Genomic DNA, 22,200 nt, shown 5'->3' on the forward strand with positions numbered 1-22,200 from the left:
GGGCAGGAGGGCAGCGGCTTCGTCTACGCGCCCGGGCACGTGATGACCAACGCGCACGTCGTCGCCGGCGTCAACGACCCGACCGTACGGGTCGGCGGCACGGGCTGGCCGCGCCGGCCAAGGTCGTCCTCTTCGACCCCGCCACGGACGTCGCCGTTCTCGACGTCCCCGGCCTGGACGCCCCCGTCCTCCCCTTCGACAAGACCGCCAAGCGCGGCGACGCGGCGGTCGTCGCCGGCTTCCCCGAGAACGGCGGCCTCGACCTGCGCGCCGCGACCGTCGCGAACCAGGTCCGCGCGAAGGGCCAGGACATCTACGGCGACGGGCTCGCGACGCGGTCGGTGTACTCGGTCCGCTCGCTGGTGCGCCCCGGCAACTCCGGCGGCCCGCTGCTGTCGCCCTCGGGGCGCGTCTACGGCGTCGTCTTCGCCCGCTCGACCGCGAACGCGGAGACCGGCTACGTGCTGACGGCGGAGCAGGTGGCGGCGGACGCGGAGCGGGGGGCGAAGGCGACGAAGCGGGTGAGCACGGGGAGCCGGGCGGCTCTGTAGCGTCCGCGGTGCCCGCCCTGCCGGACCCGGTCCACGCGCGTAAACCGCGCCCATGCACCATGGAAGGGCATCGCACCGACCAACGCACCAGGAGCGGACAAACGTGACGGACGTCCACGGCACGACAGCGGCCGGTTTCGAACCGGTCCGGGACGCCTTCGCCGACAACCTCGCCCGCAGAGGCGAACGCGGCGCCGCCGTCGTCGTCCACCACCACGGACGCAAGGTCGTCGACCTCCACGCCGGCACCGCGGACATCGACGGCACCGCCCCCTGGACCGGCCGCACCGCCCAGATCGTCCGCTCCGCCACCAAGGGCGTCGCCGCCGCCGTCCCCCTCCTGCTCCACCAGCGCGGCCTGGTCGACCTCGACGCGCCCGTCGGCACGTACTGGCCCGAGTTCAAGGCCGCCGGCAAGGAGCGCGTCCTGGTCCGGCACCTGCTCGCGCACCGGGCCGGGGTGCCCGTCCTCGACACCCCGCTCACGCCCGCCCAGGCCATCGACGGCGTCAGCGGCCCGCGCGCCGTCGCCGCCCAGGCGCCCGCGTGGGAGCCGGGGACCGATCACGGCTACCACGCCCAGACCTACAGCTGGCTCCTCGGCGAGCTGGTGCTCCGCATCACCGGCCGGACGCTCGGCGAGTGGACCGCCGAGGAGATATCCGGGCCGCTCGGCCTCGACCTGTGGATCGGGCTGCCCGCGGCCGAGCGGCACCGCGCCGGACGGATCGGCGACATCGTGCCGCCGGAGCCGGCCGGCGGCACGTCCGGTCTGCGGATCCGGCCCAAGCGGGCCGTCGCCGACGCGTACGCGGACCCGTCCTCCCTCACGCGGCGCGCCTTCGCCGCGATCGACCCGCTCCCGGACGAGAACGACCCTGCCTACCGGGCGGCCGAACTCCCCGCCTCGGCGGGCATCGCCACCGCCGAGGCGCTCTCCCGCTTCTACGCGGCGCTCATCGGGGACGTCGAGGACGGCGGCCGCCGGCTCTTCGCCCCCGCGACGCTGACCCTGGCCCGCACGGAGGAGTCCGCCGGCCCGGACCGGGTCCTCATCGCGAACACCCGCTTCGGCCTGGGCTACATGCTGCACGGCCCGGCGTCGCCGTTGCTGGGGCCGGGTTCGTTCGGCCACCCCGGGCGGGGCGGGTGCCTGGCCTTCGCGGACCCGGAGAGCGGGATCTCGTTCGGGTACGTGACCAACGGGATGCAGAAGAATGTGACGGCGGATGCGCGGGCGCAGGCGTTGGTGCGGGCGGTTGCGCGGTCGCTGGAGGGGTAGGGAGCCCCGGTCGGGGGTCCAGGGGGCGAAGCCCCCGGCGAACGCGGCGCAGCCGCGTTGTGGGTCCGGGGCCCCGCCCCGGGAGAAACGGTGAAAGCGGGGGTGCCCCCTCTGGGGGAGGGTCCGGGGCACAACCCACCACCCAAAGGAGCCCGCACATGCCCGAGCACCGCTTCACCGCCTGGTCCGTCCTCATCACCGGCGCCGCCCGCGGCATCGGCGCCGCCACCGCCACCCGCCTCGCCCGCGAAGGCGCCCACGTCCTCCTCACCGACATCGACGGCGACCGCGCCGAGGACACGGCGCACGGCATCCGCGCCCAGGGCGGCACCGCCGAACCCCTGCCCTGCGACGTCGCCGACAGGCAGGCCGTCGACCGGGCCGTCGCCCACGCCGTGGCGACGTTCGGCCGCCTCGACGTCCTCGTCAACAACGCCCTCTCCTGCGGCCCCGACCCGGCCCTCTTCGAGGACTACCCGGACGAACTCTGGGAGCGCGACCTCGACATCACCCTCGGCGGAGCCTTCCGCTGCGCGCGGGCCGCGATGCCGCACCTGGCCGCCGCCGGCGGTCGCGGGGCCGTGGTCAACATCGGCTCCGTCAACGGCGAGCAGGACTTCGGCAACCACGCCTACAGCGCCGCCAAGGCCGGCCTCGCGAGTCTGACCCGGACCCTGGCAGGCCAGGCCGCACCCCGCGGCGTACGGGTCAACCTCGTCGCACCGGGCACCGTCCACACCCCCAACTGGGACGGTCGCGAGGACGCGTTGCGCAGGGCCGCGCCGCACTATCCGCTCGGCCGGGTCGGCCGCCCCGAGGACATCGCGGCGGCCGTCGCCTTCCTCGCCTCGCGGGACGCGGCGTGGATCACCGGCGTGACGCTCCCCGTCGACGGCGGGATCCTCGTCGGCAACCTCGGCCTGCGCAGGGCGCTGCGGAACGAGGAATGACGAACGAGGAATGACTCAACCCGCGTGCAGCATCAGGCCGATGCCCACCACCATCAACGCCGCCGCGGCCACCCGCGGCGCCCCGAACCGCTCCTTGAACAGCACCGTCCCGATCGCCGCCCCCACGATGATCGACGACTCGCGCAGCGCCGCGATCGGCGCCAGCTCGGCCCGCGTCTGGGCCCACAGCACCAGCCCGTAGGCGCACGCCGACAGCACGCCGCCCGGCAGTCCGCGCGCCGCGAACGGCCGGGCGGCGGCCACGAGCGCGCGCCGCCGAACGGCCAGGGCGTACAGGGGAATCGGAAGGCCCTCCAGGGCCATCAGCCAGGCCGTGAAGCCGAGCGACGAACCGGAGTGGCGCACCCCGAGGCCGTCCACGACGGTGTAGCTCGCGATGGCCAGCCCCGTCCCGACCGCCGCCGCGACCGCCGCCCCGTTCACGGAGCCGCCGCCCCGTACGCCCCACAGGGCCACGCCCACCAGCCCGGCCGACGCCACCGCCACTCCGGCGAGCTGCCATCCGTCCGGCAACTCCCCGGCGAACAGGGCCGCGAGCACCGTGACCGCCAGCGGCGCCGTGCCCCGGGCGATGGGATACATCTGCCCGAAGTCGCCGAGCGAGAACGAACGCATCAGCAACATCATGTAGAGCACGTGCAGCAGCACCGAGGCGCCCAGGTAGGGCCAGGACGCCGGGTCCGGCACCGGGGTGAACGGCAGCAGCGCGGCACCGCAGACCGCGCCGCCCAGGCCCACGAGGGTGAAGGCGACCAACTGGTCGCGGATGCCGTGGGCGATGGCGTTCCAACTGGCGTGGGTGACGGCGGCGGTGAGGACGGCGAGGACGACCAGCGGGGTCATGGGGACGACCGTATGCGGGACGGGCCTTCCGCGCCGTTGCCCGCGTCACCCCGGGGTCACCCCGCGCGCAGCACCGCCGCCACCACCGGGCCCGCCGAGTCGCCGCCGTGGCCGCCCCGGGGTATGACGGCCGCGGCCGCCATGTCGCCCCGGTAGGCGGTGAACCAGCCGTTGGGCCGGTCCTGGCCGTCCACCTCCGCGGAGCCGGTCTTCGCGCCGACGTCCCCGCCGAGCCCGGCCATCGCCGTGCGGCCCGTGCCGCCGAGGGCCGTGAGGCGCATCATGCGGCGCAGTCCGTCCGCGACGGGCCGCGGCAACGGGCGGGCGGCGCGGGCCAGTTTCAGCCCGGCCTGCTCCGGGTCCACCAGGTGCGGCTGGCGGAAGGTGCCGTCCTTCACGGTGGCGGCCACCGAGGCCATGTTCAGCGGATTCATCTGCACCTGGCCCTGGCCTATCATCGCGGCCGCCTTCTCCGCGCCGCCGCCGTCCGGCACCCGGCCGTCGAACGTGGTCACCCCCGTCTGCCAGTTGTCCATGCCGAGGCCGAAGACCTCCCGTGCCTCGGTGCCGAGGTCCGCGTCCGTGACCTTGCCGGCCAGGGAGACGAAGGCGGTGTTGCAGGAGGCGGCGAAGTCCTGGGCGAAGGAGGCGCCCGGGTTCTCGCTCTTCTCGACGTTGTGGAACTGCTTGCCGTAGGTGGCGTACTGCGGGCAGGGCAGCGGCTGGTCCGGCCGCGCCGCGCCCTTCTCCAGCAGCAGCGCGGCCGTGATCACCTTCATCGTCGACCCGGGCGCCGTGCGGCCCAGCAGCGCCGCGTTGAAGCCGGCGCGCCGGGCGCCGGTGTCCGCGACGGCCAGGATCTCCCCGGTGCTCGGGCGCAGCGCGACCACCGACGCCTCGTCGCGCCGGGCCACCGCGTCCTCCGCGGCCCGCTGGGCGCGGGCGTCCAGCGTGGTGCGCAGGGTGGCGGTCTCGCCCTTGTCGACCACGTGCAGCGTGCGGCCGGGGCCCGTGCCGTCGGGCCGCTCGGCCCGGACCTCGACGGCCTCCCGGCCGCCGGCCTTCTCCCCGAACCGCTTGCGCAGTTCGGGCAGGACGGCCGTCAGCGACGGGAATTGCTTGGGGTCGAGCTCCTTGCCGGAGCGGTCCACGGCCTTGAGCCCCGACGCCTTGCCCGGCCCCGTCCGCAGCGTCTCGCCCTGCGCCAGCCCGGGGTGCAGCACCGTCGGCTGCCAGTCCACGACGGCGTGTCCGGTCGTCCGGCCGCGGACGACGCCGAGCGACGACTCGTACGTCCACGTCGAATGCCGGTCCTTGAAGGCGACTTCGGCGGTGACGGTGAAGGGGACCTTCGCCCCCGCCGCGGCACCCTGCCGGAACGTCACCTTCCTGACGCCCGCGCCCTCGCGGTACCCGCCCAACGCGGCCGAGGCCGCCTGCGCGTTGTCCGTCAGAGCCGCGGCCCCCTCCGCGTCCCCCCGGGCCCACGCGGCGAGGAAGTCGCGCGCGGTGTCCTCCACTTCGTCCGCCGTCGGCGGGCCCGTCCGCTCCGGCCCCGCCTCCCCGTGCGCGTTCCTGCCCACGTCGTCCACCAGCCGGTACGCCCCGAACCCGGCGCCGCCCAGCAGCGCCGCGGTGACCACGCCCACCGTGACCTTCGCTCCCGTACGCATCGTCAGCCCCTCCCCGCCCGCGGCGCACCCTGCACCGCGGAACTGTCCTACGGCGCAGCACACTACGGGAGGGCACTGACAATGCACGCGGCGTGACCGACGGTCGTCGCTCACGTCACATGGACAACACCGCCGGCACCCCGGACAACGCCTCAGATCCAGGTGTCGAACCACATCCGGTTCCGCCACGCGTCCAACGGGATCGCCTGGCCGGTGTAGATGGGGAAGAAGTAGATGAAGTTCCAGACGATCAGCAGGATCAGCGTTCCCGCGCCGACGATCCCGGCCACCCGCCGCCGTTCCGACGTGTCCCGTGGCCCCACGATCGCCCCGATCATCATCGCCACCGCCAGACACAGGAACGGCACGAACACCACGGTGTAGAAGTCGAAGATCGTCCGGTCCTGCCACTTGAACCACGGCAGCAGACCCGCCGCGACGCCGCACAGGATCGCGCCGGCCCGCCAGTCGCGCCGGAAGAACCAGCGGAAGAGCAGGTAGGCCAGGGCGAAGCAGGCGGCCCACCACAGCACCGGCGTGCCCAGCGCGAGGACTTCGCGCGCGCACTTGCCCGCGGTGTCCGTGGGGCAGCCGTCGTGCCCGGCGGCCGGGGACTCGTAGAAGTAGGAGACCGGACGGCCCTGGACCAGCCAGCTCCACGGGTTGGACTGGTAGGTGTGCGGGGAGTGGAGGGTGGTGTTGAACTTCCACACCTCCTCCTCGTAATGCCACAGGCTGCGCAGCGGGTTGAGGAGGCCGGCCAGGAAGCCGTCGGAGCTGTAGCCGCCCTCGGTCTCCGCCCAGTGCCGGTAGTAGCCGCTGTGCTGCCAGCCCTGGGTCTCGCTGTACGTACCGCTGTTGGCGAACCAGCCGCTCCAGGAGGCCAGGTAGACCGCGATCGCCACGGGCACGGTGGCGAGGAACGCCCAGGGCGCGTCCCGTCGCAGCATCGCGCGCCAGGGCCGCTGCGCGCCCGCCAGGCGGCGCGAGCCCACGTCCCACACCACGATCAGCAGGCCGAACGCGGCCAGGTAGACCGCGCCGTTCCACTTCGTGGCGGCGGCGAGCCCGAGGAACACCCCGGCCGCGATCCGCCACGGACGCCATCCGAGCCGCAGCGTGCCGCCGACCCCGGCGTCCGGCCGGGCGACGCCCTCGTCCGTCTCCGGCAGCGCGGCGGCCAGCCGGGCCCGGGCCTTGTCGCGGTCCACCAGCACACAGCCGAAGGCCGCGAGCACGAAGAACATCAGCACCAGGTCGAGCAGCGACGTGCGGCTCATCACGAAGTGCATGCCGTCCACGGCCATCAGCCCGCCGGCGACGCAGCCGAGGAACGTGGAGCGGAACAGCCGCCGCCCGATGCGGCAGAGCATCAGCACCGACAGCGTGCCCAGCAGCGCGACCATGAAGCGCCAGCCGAACGGCGTGAGCCCGAAGAGCTGCTCGCCGACGCCGATGACCCACTTGCCGACCGGCGGGTGCACGACGACGTGGGGGCGTCGGCGACGTGGTCGTAGCCCTGGATGATCCGGCCGTTGATGTCGTCCGGCCACTTCGCCTCGTAGCCGTACTTCCACAGCGCCCAGGCGTCCTTGGCGTAGTACGTCTCGTCGAATATCACCGCGTTCGGGCTGCGCAGGTTGTGGAAGCGGGTGAGCCCGGCGACCAGCGCCACCAGCAGCGGGCCGAGCCAGCCCAGCGACCGCGCCAGCAGCCGCGCCGGCCCCGGCCGCACGCCCAGCACCGTCCACAGCCGGGTGCCCGGCTCGGGGTAGGGCGGTACGAGCCGCTCCCGCACGTCGCCCCCCGCGCGGGGGGCCACGTAGCCGAAGCGGCGCAGCCGGAGCTGCCACGGGGGGCGGCTGGCCGGCGGCCGTACGGTCACGCCGGTCGTGCGTCGCGGTGTCACTGGTCACCGCGCCATCGTAGGGAACCGTCCTGTGCCGGGGCGGGGGAGCGGGGAGCGCCGCGGCGGCGGACCGACGGTCGGGCGCGCGCCGGGGGGCCTGCGAGGATGGGGAGGTGACTGGAACGCTCGTACTCGCAGTGTAACCCCCCATCGGCGACCGTGGCCGACGCGCCGCCGCGCGGCTGGCCGCGGAGCTGGCCGCCGCCGAGGTGATCGCCGCGGAGGACACCCGGCGGCTGCGCCGCCACTCACCCAGGCCGCTGGGGGTGCACAACCACCGGCCGGGTCGTCTCGTACTTCGAGGCAACGAGTCGCGGCGCGGACGCCCGAGCTCGTCGAGGCGCTGGCCGCGGGGCGCGTGCTGCTGGTCACGCGACGCGGGGGATGGCCGTCGGTCTCCCGACCCCGGCTACCGCCTGGTCGCCGCCGCGGTTGCAGCGCGGGGTGAAGGTGACCGCCGTCCCCGGGCCGTCCGCGGTGCTCACGGCGCTCGCGGTGTCCGGGCTGCCGGTGGACCGGTTCTGCTTCGAGGGCTTCCTGCCGCGCAAGGGCCGGGGGAGCGGCTGGGGCGGCTGCGCGAGGTGGCGGACGAGCGCCGCACCCTCGTCTACTTCGAGTCCCCGCCACCGGCTGGAGGACACCCTGAGGCCATGGCCGAGGCGTTCGGCGGGGACCGGCGGGCGGCCGTCTGCCGGGAGCTGGACCAAGACCTACGAGGAGGTCCGCCGCGGCCCGGTGGCGGAGCTGGCCGAGTGGGCGGCCGGGGACCGTCCGCGGCGAGATCACGATCGTCGTCCAGGGCGCCCGTCCCGGGTCCCAAGGAGACCGACGCGGACGAGCTGGTCCGCCGGCGTGCGGGGTGCGCGAGGAGGCCGGGGAGCGCCGCAAGGAGGCGATCGCCGCGGTGGCCGCGGAGGCGGGAATTCCGAAGCGCGAGGTGTTCGACGCGGTGGTCGCCCGCGGAAAACCGCGCCAAATCCCGCGCAGTAGCGCGTGGGGATGGCAGTGAACACGCCAAAAAATGCCGGGCGACCACGTCTCCGCCGTCTAAAGTAAAGGGCTGGCGCGAAAAGCAAAGGTCAGACCTCGCTCTGACCTTGCTCCCGGGCTCTTCGGGCAATGAGCGTTAAGTTTGCCCCAATTCAGGGATTGGGCTGCTGCGCCGACGCGGGAATGGGCGTTCCCTGGTTGTGGACCGTCCGATCCCGGAACAGCGTCCGGCTGGGACGGAATATGTCCGGCGGACAAGAGGAGCTGCCATGAGCGAGACCGCAGGAACCTCGAGTGGCGTCGAGCCCACGACCGCGACCCGTACGGCGCCGCCTGCCGGCCGGGGCAGGAGAACGTGCACGAGTCGTACGCCTTCGCCTGCATGCGGTGCGGGCACTGCTGGGAACAGTCGTACGAGATAGAGCACCACGTGGACGTCGAGGGCAAGCCCTTCGTCACGTACTACGCCGACGCCACCCGGGTGCCGTCGCCCCTGGACCCGCCCCACGTGCGTGAACTGCGGCGCGCACGTCCGTCCGCATCATGCGCTCGGGTCAGGTGTGCACAGGTGGCCGACGCCCTCCATTCTCGCTTCGCGCACCGTCGTCTCGCCGGTCTCGCCCACCGGCCCGTTCAACAGCGGCGGCATCCCCGGTCGACACCCGCCGGAACGGGCCGAGGCGAAGCACCACTGGCACCTCTCCGACCCTGCTGCACCCGTTCCACCGGAAGTAGCCCGGTCGGTCCGGCCCCGGGCCGGTCCTAGGAATCCCGACCATGGCGGCGACAGCACGGAACAGCGGCTCGGCGGACGGCGAGCGGAAGAAGCAGGACCTCAAGGACGTCCCTCCACCGCCGCCGGCCCCGCTGCCGTGCCCGTCGCCGACTCGCCACACCCATCTGGACATGCAGGGCACGAGCGTCGAGGACGGCCCTGGCCGCGGCCGCCGCCGTCGGCGTGACCACGGTGATCCAGGTGGGTGCGACCTGGCCGGATCCCGCTGGGCGGCCGAGACCGCCGCGGCGCACGCGAACGTCTGGGCCACGGTGGCCCTGCACCCCAACGAGGCGCCGAGGATCGTCCTCGGCGACCCCGACGGCTGGTCGCGCCAGGGCGCGCGCGAGCCCGGCGGCATGCCCGCCCTCGACGAGGCGCTGGCGGAGATCGACGCCCTGGGCCGCGCTGGAGGCGGTGCGCGGCGTGGGCGAGACCGGCCTCGACTTCTTTCCGTACCGGGCCGGAGGGCGTGGCGGCCCAGGAGTACTCCTTCCGCCGGCACATCGACATCGCCAAGCGGCACGGCAAGGCCCTGGTCATCCACGACCGGGACGCCCACGACGACGTGCTGCGGGTTGCTCGCGGAGGAGGGCGCGCCCGAGACGGTGGTCTTCCACTGCTTCCTCCGGTGACGCCGCCATGGCGAAGGTCTGCGCCGAGGCGGGCTACTACCTGTCCTTCGCCGGCAACGTCACCTTCAAGAACGCCCAGCCGCTGCGCGACGCCCTGGCCGTCACCCCGCTCGACCGGATCCTCGTCGAGACCGACGCCCCCTTCCTGACGCCCGCGCCCTACCGGGGACGGCCCAACGCGCCGTACCTCATTCGGTCACTTTGCGGGCGATGGCGGCCGTGACGGGCGTCGACGAGGACGCCCTGGCCACGGCGGTCGGCGCGAATACCGCACAGGGTGTTCCGCTACTGACCCCTGGATCACGACACAGTGTGACTATCGGACTTTGGAGAGTCACCGAAGCTTCGCTACAGTCCTGGCCCGTCAGCCCGGACCCAGTGGAGGTCGTGAGCCATCCGCAGGGCAGCCCCCACGCTGCGCGCCTCGGTGCGGCGGAGCCGCCGTCGTACTCCGTACGCACCGCACGATGCGTACGGGCCCCAGGAGTCCTATGGAGTCCATGGCCGCACCTGAGATCCACGAGGCGTACGTGCCCCGGCAGTCCTCGGGGTCGTCGGCCCTGGGCGCCGAGGACGTCCTGACGGGCGTCGTCCACCCCGCCTACGAGCCCACTGCCTACGAGCCCACTGCCCTACGACTCCACTGCCTACGACCCCGCCGCTACGCGGAGCCGTCCTTCGAGGCCCCCGCCGAGGACCGCCTTCCGGCGAGCCCCTTCGGCGGTTACGACGACGAGCCGCCGACGACCTCTACGGCGAGCCCGCCGGCCCCGGCCGCGCCGGCAGCCGCCGGGCGACGCGCCGCAAGCGGACCGGGGCCGTCCCGGACCCCCTGCGCCGCCTGCTGCCGCAGGCCCTGGTCGTCGCCTTCCTGGCCCGGCGGCACCTCCGCCTTCATCGCCAGCGACAAGGCCGTCCAGCTCAGCGTCGACGGCGCGCCGCGCACCCTGCACACCTTCGCCGGCGACGTCGGCGAGCTGCTGGCGGACGAGGGCATGGCCGTCGGCGAGCACGACATCGTCGCCCCCGGCCCGCGACCACGACCTGACCGCCGGCGACCGCGTCGTCGTCCGCTACGGCCGCCCGGTCACCCTCACCCTCGACGGCGAGCGCCGCCAGGTGTGGACCACGGCCCGGACCGTGGACGGCGCCCTGCGCCAGCTCGGCGTCCGCGCCGAGGGCGCCTACCTCTCCGCCTCCCGCTCCGCGCCCATCTCCCGCCGCGGCCTGGACCTGGACGTCCGCACCGAGCGCACGGTCACCTCGTGGCGACGGGCACGAGCACACCCTGCGCACCAACGCCGCCACCGTCCGCGAGGCCGTCCGGCAGGCCGGCATCGTCCTCCACGGGCAGGACACCGCCTCCGTGGACCCCGACAGCTTCCCGCGCGACGGCCAGACGATCTCGATCATGAGGATGCACCGGCGGCCAGGAGGTACGCGAGGTCCCGATCGACTTCGCGGGACCTCCTGGCCGCCGGTGATCCTCATGATCGAGATCGTCTGGCCGTCGCGCGGGAAGCTGTCGGGGTCCACGGAGGCGGTGTCCTGCCCGTGGAGGACGATGCCGGCCTGCCGGACGGCCTCGCGGACGGTGGCGGCGTTGGTGCGCAGGGTGTGCTCGTGCCCGTCGGCCACGAAGGTGACCGTGCGCTCGGTGCGGACGTCCAGGTCCAGGCCGCGGCGGGAGATGGGCGCGGAGCGGGAGGCGGAGAGGTAGGCGCCCTCGGCGCGGACGCCGAGCTGGCGCAGGGCGCCGTCCACGGTCCGGGCCGTGGTCCACACCTGGCGGCGCTCGCCGTCGAGGGTGAGGGTGACCGGGCGGCCGTAGCGGACGACGACGCGGTCGCCGGCGGTCAGGTCGTGGTCGCGGCCGGGGGCGACGATGTCGTGCTCGCCGACGGCCATGCCCTCGTCCGCCAGCAGCTCGCCGACGTCGCCGGCGAAGGTGTGCAGGGTGCGCGGCGCGCCGTCGACGCTGAGCTGGACGGCCTTGTCGCTGGCGATGAAGGCGGAGGTGCCGCCGGCCAGGAAGGCGACGACCAGGGCCTGCGGCAGCAGGCGGCGCAGGGGGGTCCGGGACGGCCCCGGTCCGCTTGCGGCGCGTCGCCCGGCGGCTGCCGGCGCGGCCGGGGCCGGCGGGCTCGCCGTAGAGGTCGTCGGGCGGCTCGTCGTCGTAACCGCCGAAGGGGCTCGCCGGAAGGCGGTCCTCGGCGGGGGCCTCGAAGGACGGCTCCGCGTAGGCGGCGGGGTCGTAGGCAGTGGAGTCGTAGGCAGTGGGCTCGTAGGCAGTGGGCTCGTAGGCGGGGTGGACGACGCCCGTCAGGACGTCCTCGGCGCCCAGGGCCGACGACCCGAGGACTGCCGGGGCACGTACGCCTCGTGGATCTCAGGTGCGCCATGGACTCCATAGGACTCCTGGGGCCCGTACGCATCGTGCGGTGCGTACGGGAGGTACGACGGCGGCTCCGCCGCACCGAGGCGCGCAGCGTGGGGGCTGCCCTGCGGATGGCTCACGACACTCCACTGGGTCCGGGCTGACGGGCCAGGACTGTAGCGAAGCTTCGGTGACTCTCCAAAGTCCGATAGTCACACTGTGTCGTGATCCAGGGGTCAGTAGCGGAACACCCGTGCGGTATTCGCGCCGACCGCCGTGGCCAGGGCGTCCTCGTCGACGCCCGTCACGGCCGCCATCGCCCGCAAAGTGACCGGAATGAGGTACGGCGCGTTGGGCCGTCCCCGGTAGGGCGCGGGCGTCAGGAAGGGGGCGTCGGTCTCGACGAGGATCCGGTCGAGCGGGGTGACGGCCAGGGCGTCGCGCAGCGGCTGGGCGTTCTTGAAGGTGACGTTGCCGGCGAAGGACAGGTAGTAGCCCGCCTCGGCGCAGACCTTCGCCATGGCGGCGTCACCGGAGAAGCAGTGGAAGACCACCGTCTCGGGCGCGCCCTCCTCCGCGAGCACCCGCAGCACGTCGTCGTGGGCGTCCCGGTCGTGGATGACCAGGGCCTTGCCGTGCCGCTTGGCGATGTCGATGTGCCGGCGGAAGGAGTACTCCTGGGCCGCCACGCCCTCCGGCCCGGTACGGAAGAAGTCGAGGCCGGTCTCGCCCACGCCGCGCACCGCCTCCAGCGCGGCCAGGGCGTCGATCTCCGCCAGCGCCTCGTCGAGGGCGGGCATGCCGCCGGGCTCGCGCGCGCCCTGGCGCGACCAGCCGTCGGGGTCGCCGAGGACGATCCTCGGCGCCTCGTTGGGGTGCAGGGCCACCGTGGCCCAGACGTTCGCGTGCGCCGCGGCGGTCTCGGCCGCCCAGCGGGATCCGGCCAGGTCGCACCCCACCTGGATCACCGTGGTCACGCCGACGGCGGCGGCCGCGGCCAGGGCCTCCTCGACGCTCGTGCCCTGCATGTCCAGATGGGTGTGCGAGTCGGCGACGGGCACGGCCAGCGGGGCCGGCGGCGGTGGAGGGACGTCCTTGAGGTCCTGCTTCTTCCGCTCGCCGTCCGCCGAGCCGCTGTTCCGTGCTGTCGCCGCCATGGTCGGGATTCTAGGGACCGGCCGGGGGCCGGACCGACCGGGCTACTTCCGGTGGAACGGGTGCAGCAGGTCGGAGAGGTGCCAGTGGTGCTTCGCCTCGGCCCGTTCCGGCCGGGTGTCGACCGGGATGCCGCCGCTGTTGAACGGGCCGGTGGGCGAGACCGGCGAGACGACGGTGCGCGAAGCGAGATGGAGGGCGTCGGCCACCTGTGCCACCTGACCCCGAGCGCATGATGCGGACGACGTGCGCGCCGCAGTTCACGCACGTGGGGCGGGTCAGGGGCGACGGCACCCGGGTGCCGTCGGCGTAGTACGTGACGAAGGGCTTGCCCTCGACGTCCACGTGGTGCTCTATCTCGTACGACTGTTCCCAGCAGTGCCCGCACCGCATGCAGGCGAAGGCGTACGACTCGTGCACGTTCTCCTGCCCCGGCCGGGCAGGCGGCGCCGTACGGGTCGCGGTCGTGGGCTCGACGCCACTCGAGGTTCCTGCGGTCTCGCTCATGGCAGCTCCTCTTGTCCGCCGGACATATTCCGTCCAGCCGGACGCTGTTCCGGGATCGGACGTCCCACAACCAGGGAACGCCCATTCCCGCGTCGGCGCAGCAGCCCAATCCCTGAATTGGGGCAAACTTAACCGCTCATTGCCCGAAGAGCCCGGGAGCAAGGTCAGAGCGAGGTCTGACCTTTGCTTTTCGCGCCAGCCCTTTACTTTACGGCGAGACGTGTCGCCCGGCATTTTTTGGCGTGTTCACTGCCATCCCCACGCGCTACTGCGCGGATTTGGCGGCGGTTTTCGCGGCGACCACCGCGTCGAACACCTCGCGCTTCGGAATTCCCGCCTCCGCGGCCACCGCGGCGATCGCCTCCTTGCGGCGCTCCCCGGCCTCCTCGCGCACCCGCACCCGGCGGACCAGCTCGTCCGCGTCGGTCTCCTTGGGACCCGGGACGGCGCCCTGGACGACGATCGTGATCTCGCCGCGGACGTCCCCGGCCGCCCACTCGGCCAGCTCCGCCACCGGGCCGCGGCGGACCTCCTCGTAGGTCTTGGTCAGCTCCCGGCAGACGGCCGCCCGCCGGTCCCCGCCGAACGCCTCGGCCATGGCCTTCAGGGTGTCCTCCAGCCGGTGCGGGGACTCGAAGTAGACGAGGGTGCGGCGCTCGTCCGCCACCTCGCGCAGCCGCCCCAGCCGCTCCCCGGCCTTGCGCGGCAGGAAGCCCTCGAAGCAGAACCGGTCCACCGGCAGCCCGGACACCGCGAGCGCCGTGAGCACCGCGGACGGCCCGGGGACGGCGGTCACCTTCACCCCGCGCTCAACCGCGGCGGGCGACCAGGCGGTAGCCGGGGTCGGAGACCGACGGCATCCCCGCGTCCGTGACCAGCAGCACCCGCGCCCCGCCGGCCAGCGCCTCGACGAGCTCGGGCGTCCGCGCCGACTCGTTGCCCTCGAAGTACGAGACGACCCGGCCGGTGGTGTGCACCCCCAGCGCCTGGGTGAGGCGGCGCAGCCGCCGGGTGTCCTCCGCGGCGATCACCTCGGCGGCGGCCAGCTCCGCGGCCAGCCGCGGCGGCGCGTCGGCCACGTCGCCGATGGGGGTTCCTGCGAGTACGAGCGTTCCAGTCACCTCCCCATCCTCGCAGGCCCCCCGGCGCGCGCCCGACCGTCGGTCCGCCGCCGCGCGCTCCCCGCTCCCCCGCCCCGGCACAGGACGGTTCCCTACGATGGCGCGGTGACCAGTGACACCGCGACGCACGACCGGCGTGACCGTACGGCCGCCGGCCAGCCGCCCCCCGTGGCAGCTCCGGCTGCGCCGCTTCGGCTACGTGGCCCCCCGGCGCGGGGGCGACGTGCGGGAGCGGCTCGTACCGCCCTACCCCGAGCCGGGCACCCGGCTGTGGACGGTGCTGGGCGTGCGGCCGGGGCCGGCGCGGCTGCTGGCGCGGTCGCTGGGCTGGCTCGGCCCGCTGCTGGTGGCGCTGGTCGCCGGGCTCACCCGCTTCCACAACCTGCGCAGCCCGAACGCGGTGATATTCGACGAGACGTACTACGCCAAGGACGCCTGGGCGCTGTGGAAGTACGGCTACGAGGCGAAGTGGCCGGACGACATCAACGGCCGGATCATCCAGGGCTACGACCACGTCGCCGACGCCCCCACGTTCGTCGTGCACCCGCCGGTCGGCAAGTGGGTCATCGGCGTCGGCGAGCAGCTCTTCGGGCTCACGCCGTTCGGCTGGCGCTTCATGGTCGCGCTGCTGGGCACGCTGTCGGTGCTGATGCTCTGCCGCATCGGGCGGCGGCTGTTCCGCTCCACGTTCCTCGGCTGCGTCGCCGGCGGGCTGATGGCCGTGGACGGCATGCACTTCGTGATGAGCCGCACGTCGCTGCTCGACCTGGTGCTGATGTTCTTCGTGCTCGCGGCCTTCGGCTGTGTGCTGGTGGACCGCGACAAGGCCCGGGCCCGGCTGGCCGCCGCGCTGCCGGAGACGGACGAGGGCGTCGCCCGGCCGGACGCCGGGGTCGGCGGCACGCTGCGGCTCGGATGGCGTCCGTGGCGGATCGCGGCCGGGGTGTTCCTCGGGCTCGCCGCCGCCACGAAGTGGAACGGCGCGGTCTACCTGGCCGCGTTCGGCCTGCTGATCGTGGTGTGGGACGTGGGCTCGCGCCGCCTGGCGGGCGCGCAGCGGCCCTGGCGCGCGATGCTGCGACGGGACGCGCCCTGGGCGTTCCTCGCCACCGTGCCCGTGGCGATCGCGGTCTACCTGGCCTCCTGGAGCGGCTGGTTCGCCAACAGCGGTACGTACAGCGAGACCCAGGGCTGGCAGCACAGCGGCTACTACCGGCACTGGGCGGAGACCGAGGGCGGCTACAGCTCCGACGGCTTCCTGGCCGGCCTCCTCAACCCGCTGCGCAGCCTGTGGCATTACGAGGAGGAGGTGTGGAAGTTCAACACCACCCTCCACTCCCCGCACACCTACCAGTCCAACCCGTGGAGCTGGCTGGTCCAGGGCCGTCCGGTCTCCTACTTCTACGAGTCCCCGGCCGCCGGGCACGACGGCTGCCCCACGGACACCGCGGGCAAGTGCGCGCGCGAAGTCCTCGCGCTGGGCACGCCGGTGCTGTGGTGGGCCGCCTGCTTCGCCCTGGCCTACCTGCTCTTCCGCTGGTTCTTCCGGCGCGACTGGCGGGCCGGCGCGATCCTGTGCGGCGTCGCGGCGGGTCTGCTGCCGTGGTTCAAGTGGCAGGACCGGACGATCTTCGACTTCTACACCGTGGTGTTCGTGCCGTTCCTGTGTCTGGCGGTGGCGATGATGATCGGGGCGATCGTGGGGCCACGGGACACGTCGGAACGGCGGCGGGTGGCCGGGATCGTCGGCGCGGGAACGCTGATCCTGCTGATCGTCTGGAACTTCATCTACTTCTTCCCCATCTACACCGGCCAGGCGATCCCGTTGGACGCGTGGCGGAACCGGATGTGGTTCGACACCTGGATCTGAGGCGTTGTCCGGGGTGCCGGCGGTGTTGTCCATGTGACGTGAGCGACGACCGTCGGTCACGCCGCGTGCATTGTCAGTGCCCTCCCGTAGTGTGCTGCGCCGTAGGACAGTTCCGCGGTGCAGGGTGCGCCGCGGGCGGGGAGGGGCTGACGATGCGTACGGGAGCGAAGGTCACGGTGGGCGTGGTCACCGCGGCGCTGCTGGGCGGCGCCGGGTTCGGGGCGTACCGGCTGGTGGACGACGTGGGCAGGAACGCGCACGGGGAGGCGGGGCCGGAGCGGACGGGCCCGCCGACGGCGGACGAAGTGGAGGACACCGCGCGCGACTTCCTCGCCGCGTGGGCCCGGGGGGACGCGGAGGGGGCCGCGGCTCTGACGGACAACGCGCAGGCGGCCTCGGCCGCGTTGGGCGGGTACCGCGAGGGCGCGGGCGTCAGGAAGGTGACGTTCCGGCAGGGTGCCGCGGCGGGGGCGAAGGTCCCCTTCACCGTCACCGCCGAAGTCGCCTTCAAGGACCGGCATTCGACGTGGACGTACGAGTCGTCGCTCGGCGTCGTCCGCGGCCGGACGACCGGACACGCCGTCGTGGACTGGCAGCCGACGGTGCTGCACCCCGGGCTGGCGCAGGGCGAGACGCTGCGGACGGGGCCGGGCAAGGCGTCGGGGCTCAAGGCCGTGGACCGCTCCGGCAAGGAGCTCGACCCCAAGCAATTCCCGTCGCTGACGGCCGTCCTGCCCGAACTGCGCAAGCGGTTCGGGGAGAAGGCCGGCGGCCGGGAGGCCGTCGAGGTCCGGGCCGAGCGGCCCGACGGCACGGGCCCCGGCCGCACGCTGCACGTGGTCGACAAGGGCGAGACCGCCACCCTGCGCACCACGCTGGACGCCCGCGCCCAGCGGGCCGCGGAGGACGCGGTGGCCCGGCGCGACGAGGCGTCGGTGGTCGCGCTGCGCCCGAGCACCGGGGAGATCCTGGCCGTCGCGGACACCGGCGCCCGGCGCGCCGGCTTCAACGCGGCGCTGCTGGGCCGCACGGCGCCCGGGTCGACGATGAAGGTGATCACGGCCGCGCTGCTGCTGGAGAAGGGCGCGGCGCGGCCGGACCAGCCGCTGCCCTGCCCGCAGTACGCCACCTACGGCAAGCAGTTCCACAACGTCGAGAAGAGCGAGAACCCGGGCGCCTCCTTCGCCCAGGACTTCGCCGCCTCCTGCAACACCGCCTTCGTCTCCCTGGCCGGCAAGGTCACGGACGCGGACCTCGGCACCGAGGCACGGGAGGTCTTCGGCCTCGGCATGGACAACTGGCAGACGGGGGTGACCACGTTCGACGGCCGGGTGCCGGACGGCGGCGGCGCGGAGAAGGCGGCCGCGATGATAGGCCAGGGCCAGGTGCAGATGAATCCGCTGAACATGGCCTCGGTGGCCGCCACCGTGAAGGACGGCACCTTCCGCCAGCCGCACCTGGTGGACCCGGAGCAGGCCGGGCTGAAACTGGCCCGCGCCGCCCGCCCGTTGCCGCGGCCCGTCGCGGACGGACTGCGCCGCATGATGCGCCTCACGGCCCTCGGCGGCACGGGCCGCACGGCGATGGCCGGGCTCGGCGGGGACGTCGGCGCGAAGACCGGCTCCGCGGAGGTGGACGGCCAGGACCGGCCCAACGGCTGGTTCACCGCCTACCGGGGCGACATGGCGGCCGCGGCCGTCATACCCCGGGGCGGCCACGGCGGCGACTCGGCGGGCCCGGTGGTGGCGGCGGTGCTGCGCGCGGGGTGACCCCGGGGTGACGCGGGCAACGGCGCGGAAGGCCCGTCCCGCATACGGTCGTCCCCATGACCCCGCTGGTCGTCCTCGCCGTCCTCACCGCCGCCGTCACCCACGCCAGTTGGAACGCCATCGCCCACGGCATCCGCGACCAGTTGGTCGCCTTCACCCTCGTGGGCCTGGGCGGCGCGGTCTGCGGTGCCGCGCTGCTGCCGTTCACCCCGGTGCCGGACCCGGCGTCCTGGCCCTACCTGGGCGCCTCGGTGCTGCTGCACGTGCTCTACATGATGTTGCTGATGCGTTCGTTCTCGCTCGGCGACTTCGGGCAGATGTATCCCATCGCCCGGGGCACGGCGCCGCTGGCGGTCACGGTGCTCGCGGCCCTGTTCGCCGGGGAGTTGCCGGACGGATGGCAGCTCGCCGGAGTGGCGGTGGCGTCGGCCGGGCTGGTGGGCGTGGCCCTGTGGGGCGTACGGGGCGGCGGCTCCGTGAACGGGGCGGCGGTCGCGGCGGCGGTCGGGACGGGGCTGGCCATCGCGAGCTACACCGTCGTGGACGGCCTCGGGGTGCGCCACTCCGGTTCGTCGCTCGGCTTCACGGCCTGGCTGATGGCCCTGGAGGGCCTTCCGATTCCCCTGTACGCCCTGGCCGTTCGGCGGCGCGCGCTCGTGGGCCGCCGCCCGGCCGTTCGCGGCGCGCGGACTGCCGGGCGGCGTGCTGTCGGCGTGCGCCTACGGGCTGGTGCTGTGGGCCCAGACGCGGGCCGAGCTGGCGCCGATCGCGGCGCTGCGCGAGTCGTCGATCATCGTGGGGGCGGCGATCGGGACGGTGCTGTTCAAGGAGCGGTTCGGGGCGCCGCGGGTGGCCGCGGCGGCGTTGATGGTGGTGGGCATCGGCCTGATGCTGCACGCGGGTTGAGTCATTCCTCGTTCGTCATTCCTCGTTCCGCAGCGCCCTGCGCAGGCCGAGGTTGCCGACGAGGATCCCGCCGTCGACGGGGAGCGTCACGCCGGTGATCCACGCCGCGTCCCGCGAGGCGAGGAAGGCGACGGCCGCCGCGATGTCCTCGGGGCGGCCGACCCGGCCGAGCGGATAGTGCGGCGCGGGCCCTGCGCAACGCGTCCTCGCGACCGTCCCAGTTGGGGGTGTGGACGGTGCCCGGTGCGACGAGGTTGACCCGTACGCCGCGGGGTGCGGCCTGGCCTGCCAGGGTCCGGGTCAGACTCGCGAGGCCGGCCTTGGCGGCGCTGTAGGCGTGGTTGCCGAAGTCCTGCTCGCCGTTGACGGAGCCGATGTTGACCACGGCCCCGCGACCGCCGGCGGCGGCCAGGTGCGGCATCGCGGCCCGCGCGCAGCGGAAGGCTCCGCCGAGGGTGATGTCGAGGTCGCGCTCCCAGAGTTCGTCCGGGTAGTCCTCGAAGAGGGCCGGGTCGGGGCCGCAGGAGAGGGCGTTGTTGACGAGGACGTCGAGGCGGCCGAACGTCGCCACGGCGTGGGCGACGGCCCGGTCGACGGCCTGCCTGTCGGCGACGTCGCAGGGCAGGGGTTCGGCGGTGCCGCCCTGGGCGCGGATGCCGTGCGCCGTGTCCTCGGCGCGGTCGCCGTCGATGTCGGTGAGGAGGACGTGGGCGCCTTCGCGGGCGAGGCGGGTGGCGGTGGCGGCGCCGATGCCGCGGGCGGCGCCGGTGATGAGGACGGACCAGGCGGTGAAGCGGTGCTCGGGCATGTGCGGGCTCCTTTGGGTGGTGGGTTGTGCCCCGGACCCTCCCCCAGAGGGGGCACCCCCGCTTTCACCGTTTCTCCCGGGGCGGGGCCCCGGACCCACAACGCGGCTGCGCCGCGTTCGCCGGGGGCTTCGCCCCCTGGACCCCCGACCGGGGCTCCCCTACCCCTCCAGCGACCGCGCAACCGCCCGCACCAACGCCTGCGCCGCGCATCCGCCGTCACATTCTTCTGCATCCCGTTGGTCACGTACCCGAACGAGATCCCGCTCTCCGGGTCCGCGAAGGCCAGGCACCCGCCCCGCCCGGGGTGGCCGAACGAACCCGGCCCCAGCAACGGCGACGCCGGGCCGTGCAGCATGTAGCCCAGGCCGAAGCGGGTGTTCGCGATGAGGACCCGGTCCGGGCCGGCGGACTCCTCGTGACGGTGCAGGAGCGTCTGCGTAGCGGGCGCAAAGCAGCCGGCGGCCGCCGTCTCGAGTCCCGATGAGCGCCGCGTAGAGCGGGTGATGAGCGCCTCGGCGGTGTGGCGATGCCGCCAGAGCGGGGAGTTCAGCCTCGCCGCGTAGGCAGTGGGCGTGTCATCGTCCGGGAGCGAACGGTCGATCGCGGCCCGAAGGCGCCGCAGGGAGGAGAGGACGGTGTTCCGCGTACGCGTCGGCGACGGCCCGCTGGCCGGATCCGCAGACCGGACGTGCCAGCAGGGCCGGCCCGGCTGCACCGATGTCGCGATCCGTTCCACGGCGCGGTGCCGCTCGGCCAGCGGGCAGCCCTCAGCCGATCCACAGGTCTGAAGGCACGAGCGGCCGGATATCTCCATCGGCCGCGCATCATCGCCGAGCGTCACGGCCGGTGATGCGGAGCACCAGCTCGCGAGGAGGCCAGCTGTAGGTTCTGGGCGTGGTAGCCGTGGATCGGTCCCCGGCTCCCACGACGGGCGCCATGGGGCGCGACGGCGCCCGGGACCGCTGACGCCGTCGATGGCCTGGGCGCGGTGAGCGGGGTGTCGGACGTACGGGCACACCGGCCCGGTGCGCGAGCAGGTGCCTGGACCAGGACGCGCTCCTTGCCGGCGGCCTGAACTCGGGCCAGTACGTGCCGACGGGCGCGTCGAGGTCGACCAGCCAGCGCTGGTGGAGCAGGAGGGGCGGACGGCGGCGGCGACCGCCCTTGGTTGGCACGGAGCGACGACTCGCACGGTGCGGCCGGTCCAGGTGGCGTGCCGTCGATGCTCCGCACGATGCGCGTGGAAGGTCGATCGACCTTCGCGTCCGTGGTGGTGGACGACGACGGCGGCCCACCGCGTTCGCCTCTGCGGGCACGAGGTTGTCGGCGCGAAGGCTCCCGACGGACCCCGGATCGAAACCGGGACACTGTCGTGCCGGGACCCGTCACTTTGTATCCGCCATGGTGCGTTGTCGGTGCATGCCCTTCCTGGTTCATGGCGCGGTTTACGCGCGTGGACCGAAGGGTCCGGCAGGCGCGGGCACCGCGGACGCTACAGCAGCGCCCGGCTCCCACGGATCACCCGCTTCGCTCGCCTCGCCACCACGCTCCCGCGCCGCCCCACCTGCTCCGACGTCAGACACGTAGCGGTCTCGCGTTCGCCGGTCGAGCGTGCGAAGACGACGCCGTAGACGCGCCCCGAGGGCGACCAGCAGCGGGCCGCCCGGACAGTTGCCAGGTCGCACCAGCGAGCGGACCGAGTACTACCGACCGCGTCGCGAGACCGTCGCCGTAGATGTCCTGGCACTCGCGCGGACTGGTTCGCGACGGTCGCGGCGAGACAGTCGAGCCGCCGTTCTCGGGGAAGCCGGCGACGACCGCCCGCGTACGCCGCGCTTGGCGGTCTGTCGAACGGGAGGACGGGGGCGTCCACGGCCGGGACGTCGAGAACGGCGACGTCCGTCGGCGGGGCGAAAGAGGACGACCTGGCCGGCCGCGCCAGCCCGTGCCGCCGACCCGTACGCCCCGTCGGAGTCGTTGAGCAGGCCGACGACGTGCGCGTTGTACATCACGAAAATGCCCGGCGCGTAGACGAAGCCGACGCGCCCTCCTGCCCG

8 protein-coding genes and 12 pseudogenes are annotated in these 22,200 nt (G+C 73.9%); 9 read left to right on the top strand and 11 right to left on the bottom strand.

The window, feature by feature from the left end; genetic code table 11:
* From ABD794_RS16970 to ABD794_RS16980, 3 genes and pseudogenes are all read left to right on the top strand, one after another.
* Positions 1–551, top strand: a pseudogene (locus tag ABD794_RS16970) (trypsin-like peptidase domain-containing protein); the annotation flags it as partial.
* 52 nt (positions 552–603) lie between these two features.
* Positions 604–1,833 carry a serine hydrolase domain-containing protein gene (locus tag ABD794_RS16975; RefSeq protein ID WP_344964315.1) on the top strand — a complete coding sequence of 410 codons (1,230 nt, stop codon included), beginning with the start codon at positions 604–606 and terminating at the stop codon, positions 1,831–1,833.
* Positions 1,834–1,991: 158 nt separating this feature from the next.
* Positions 1,992–2,783: an SDR family NAD(P)-dependent oxidoreductase gene (locus ABD794_RS16980; protein WP_344964317.1), complete on the top strand. Its 792-nt coding sequence runs from the start codon at positions 1,992–1,994 to the stop codon at positions 2,781–2,783.
* A gap of 15 nt (positions 2,784–2,798) precedes the next feature.
* On the opposite strand, the gene ABD794_RS16985 is transcribed toward ABD794_RS16980, so the two are convergent.
* The 3 genes and pseudogenes from ABD794_RS16985 to ABD794_RS16995 all read right to left on the bottom strand — a co-directional run bounded on the left by ABD794_RS16985 (position 2,799) and on the right by ABD794_RS16995 (position 7,229).
* Positions 2,799–3,647, bottom strand: a complete 849-nt coding sequence (locus ABD794_RS16985; RefSeq protein WP_344964319.1) for an EamA family transporter — start codon at positions 3,645–3,647, stop codon at positions 2,799–2,801.
* Between the two features lie 56 nt (positions 3,648–3,703).
* Positions 3,704–5,320, bottom strand: coding sequence for a penicillin-binding transpeptidase domain-containing protein (locus ABD794_RS16990; protein WP_344964321.1), 1,617 nt, complete (start codon positions 5,318–5,320; stop codon positions 3,704–3,706).
* 152 nt (positions 5,321–5,472) lie between these two features.
* Positions 5,473–7,229, bottom strand: a pseudogene (locus ABD794_RS16995) (dolichyl-phosphate-mannose--protein mannosyltransferase).
* Between the two features lie 113 nt (positions 7,230–7,342).
* On the opposite strand from ABD794_RS16995, the pseudogene rsmI (ABD794_RS17000) reads away from it, so the two are divergent.
* From rsmI (ABD794_RS17000) to ABD794_RS17015, 3 pseudogenes are all read left to right on the top strand, one after another.
* Positions 7,343–8,238, top strand: a pseudogene (gene rsmI, locus ABD794_RS17000) (16S rRNA (cytidine(1402)-2'-O)-methyltransferase).
* A gap of 758 nt (positions 8,239–8,996) precedes the next feature.
* Positions 8,997–9,905: pseudogene (locus ABD794_RS17010) on the top strand (TatD family hydrolase); the annotation flags it as partial.
* A gap of 367 nt (positions 9,906–10,272) precedes the next feature.
* A pseudogene (locus tag ABD794_RS17015) lies at positions 10,273–11,089 on the top strand (ubiquitin-like domain-containing protein); the annotation flags it as partial.
* Between the two features lie 4 nt (positions 11,090–11,093).
* Here ABD794_RS17015 and ABD794_RS17020 read toward each other — a convergent pair.
* The 4 genes and pseudogenes from ABD794_RS17020 to rsmI (ABD794_RS17035) form a co-directional block, all read right to left on the bottom strand.
* Positions 11,094–11,891 (bottom strand): annotated as a pseudogene (locus ABD794_RS17020) (resuscitation-promoting factor); the annotation flags it as partial.
* A gap of 351 nt (positions 11,892–12,242) precedes the next feature.
* Positions 12,243–13,163, bottom strand: coding sequence for a TatD family hydrolase (locus tag ABD794_RS17025; protein ID WP_344964323.1), 921 nt, complete (start codon positions 13,161–13,163; stop codon positions 12,243–12,245).
* Between the two features lie 42 nt (positions 13,164–13,205).
* Positions 13,206–13,554: pseudogene (locus tag ABD794_RS17030) on the bottom strand (hypothetical protein).
* Between the two features lie 379 nt (positions 13,555–13,933).
* A pseudogene (rsmI, locus tag ABD794_RS17035) lies at positions 13,934–14,789 on the bottom strand (16S rRNA (cytidine(1402)-2'-O)-methyltransferase).
* A gap of 136 nt (positions 14,790–14,925) precedes the next feature.
* Here rsmI (ABD794_RS17035) and ABD794_RS17040 point away from each other — a divergent pair.
* The 3 genes and pseudogenes from ABD794_RS17040 to ABD794_RS17050 all read left to right on the top strand — a co-directional run bounded on the left by ABD794_RS17040 (position 14,926) and on the right by ABD794_RS17050 (position 19,334).
* Positions 14,926–16,659 carry a dolichyl-phosphate-mannose--protein mannosyltransferase gene (locus ABD794_RS17040; RefSeq protein WP_344964325.1) on the top strand — a complete coding sequence of 578 codons (1,734 nt, stop codon included), beginning with the start codon at positions 14,926–14,928 and terminating at the stop codon, positions 16,657–16,659.
* A gap of 152 nt (positions 16,660–16,811) precedes the next feature.
* Positions 16,812–18,428: a penicillin-binding transpeptidase domain-containing protein gene (locus tag ABD794_RS17045; RefSeq protein ID WP_344964321.1), complete on the top strand. Its 1,617-nt coding sequence runs from the start codon at positions 16,812–16,814 to the stop codon at positions 18,426–18,428.
* 56 nt (positions 18,429–18,484) lie between these two features.
* A pseudogene (locus ABD794_RS17050) lies at positions 18,485–19,334 on the top strand (EamA family transporter).
* Positions 19,335–19,349: 15 nt separating this feature from the next.
* On the opposite strand, the pseudogene ABD794_RS17055 reads toward ABD794_RS17050, so the two are convergent.
* From ABD794_RS17055 to ABD794_RS17065, 4 genes and pseudogenes are all read right to left on the bottom strand, one after another.
* Positions 19,350–20,142: pseudogene (locus ABD794_RS17055) on the bottom strand (SDR family NAD(P)-dependent oxidoreductase).
* 257 nt (positions 20,143–20,399) lie between these two features.
* Positions 20,400–20,957, bottom strand: a pseudogene (locus tag ABD794_RS19155) (hypothetical protein); the annotation flags it as partial.
* A gap of 10 nt (positions 20,958–20,967) precedes the next feature.
* Positions 20,968–21,459, bottom strand: a complete 492-nt coding sequence (locus ABD794_RS17060) for a serine hydrolase (RefSeq protein WP_425586054.1) — start codon at positions 21,457–21,459, stop codon at positions 20,968–20,970.
* Between the two features lie 387 nt (positions 21,460–21,846).
* A pseudogene (locus ABD794_RS17065) lies at positions 21,847–22,200 on the bottom strand (hypothetical protein); the annotation flags it as partial.

Source organism: Streptomyces thioluteus, assembly GCF_039535865.1.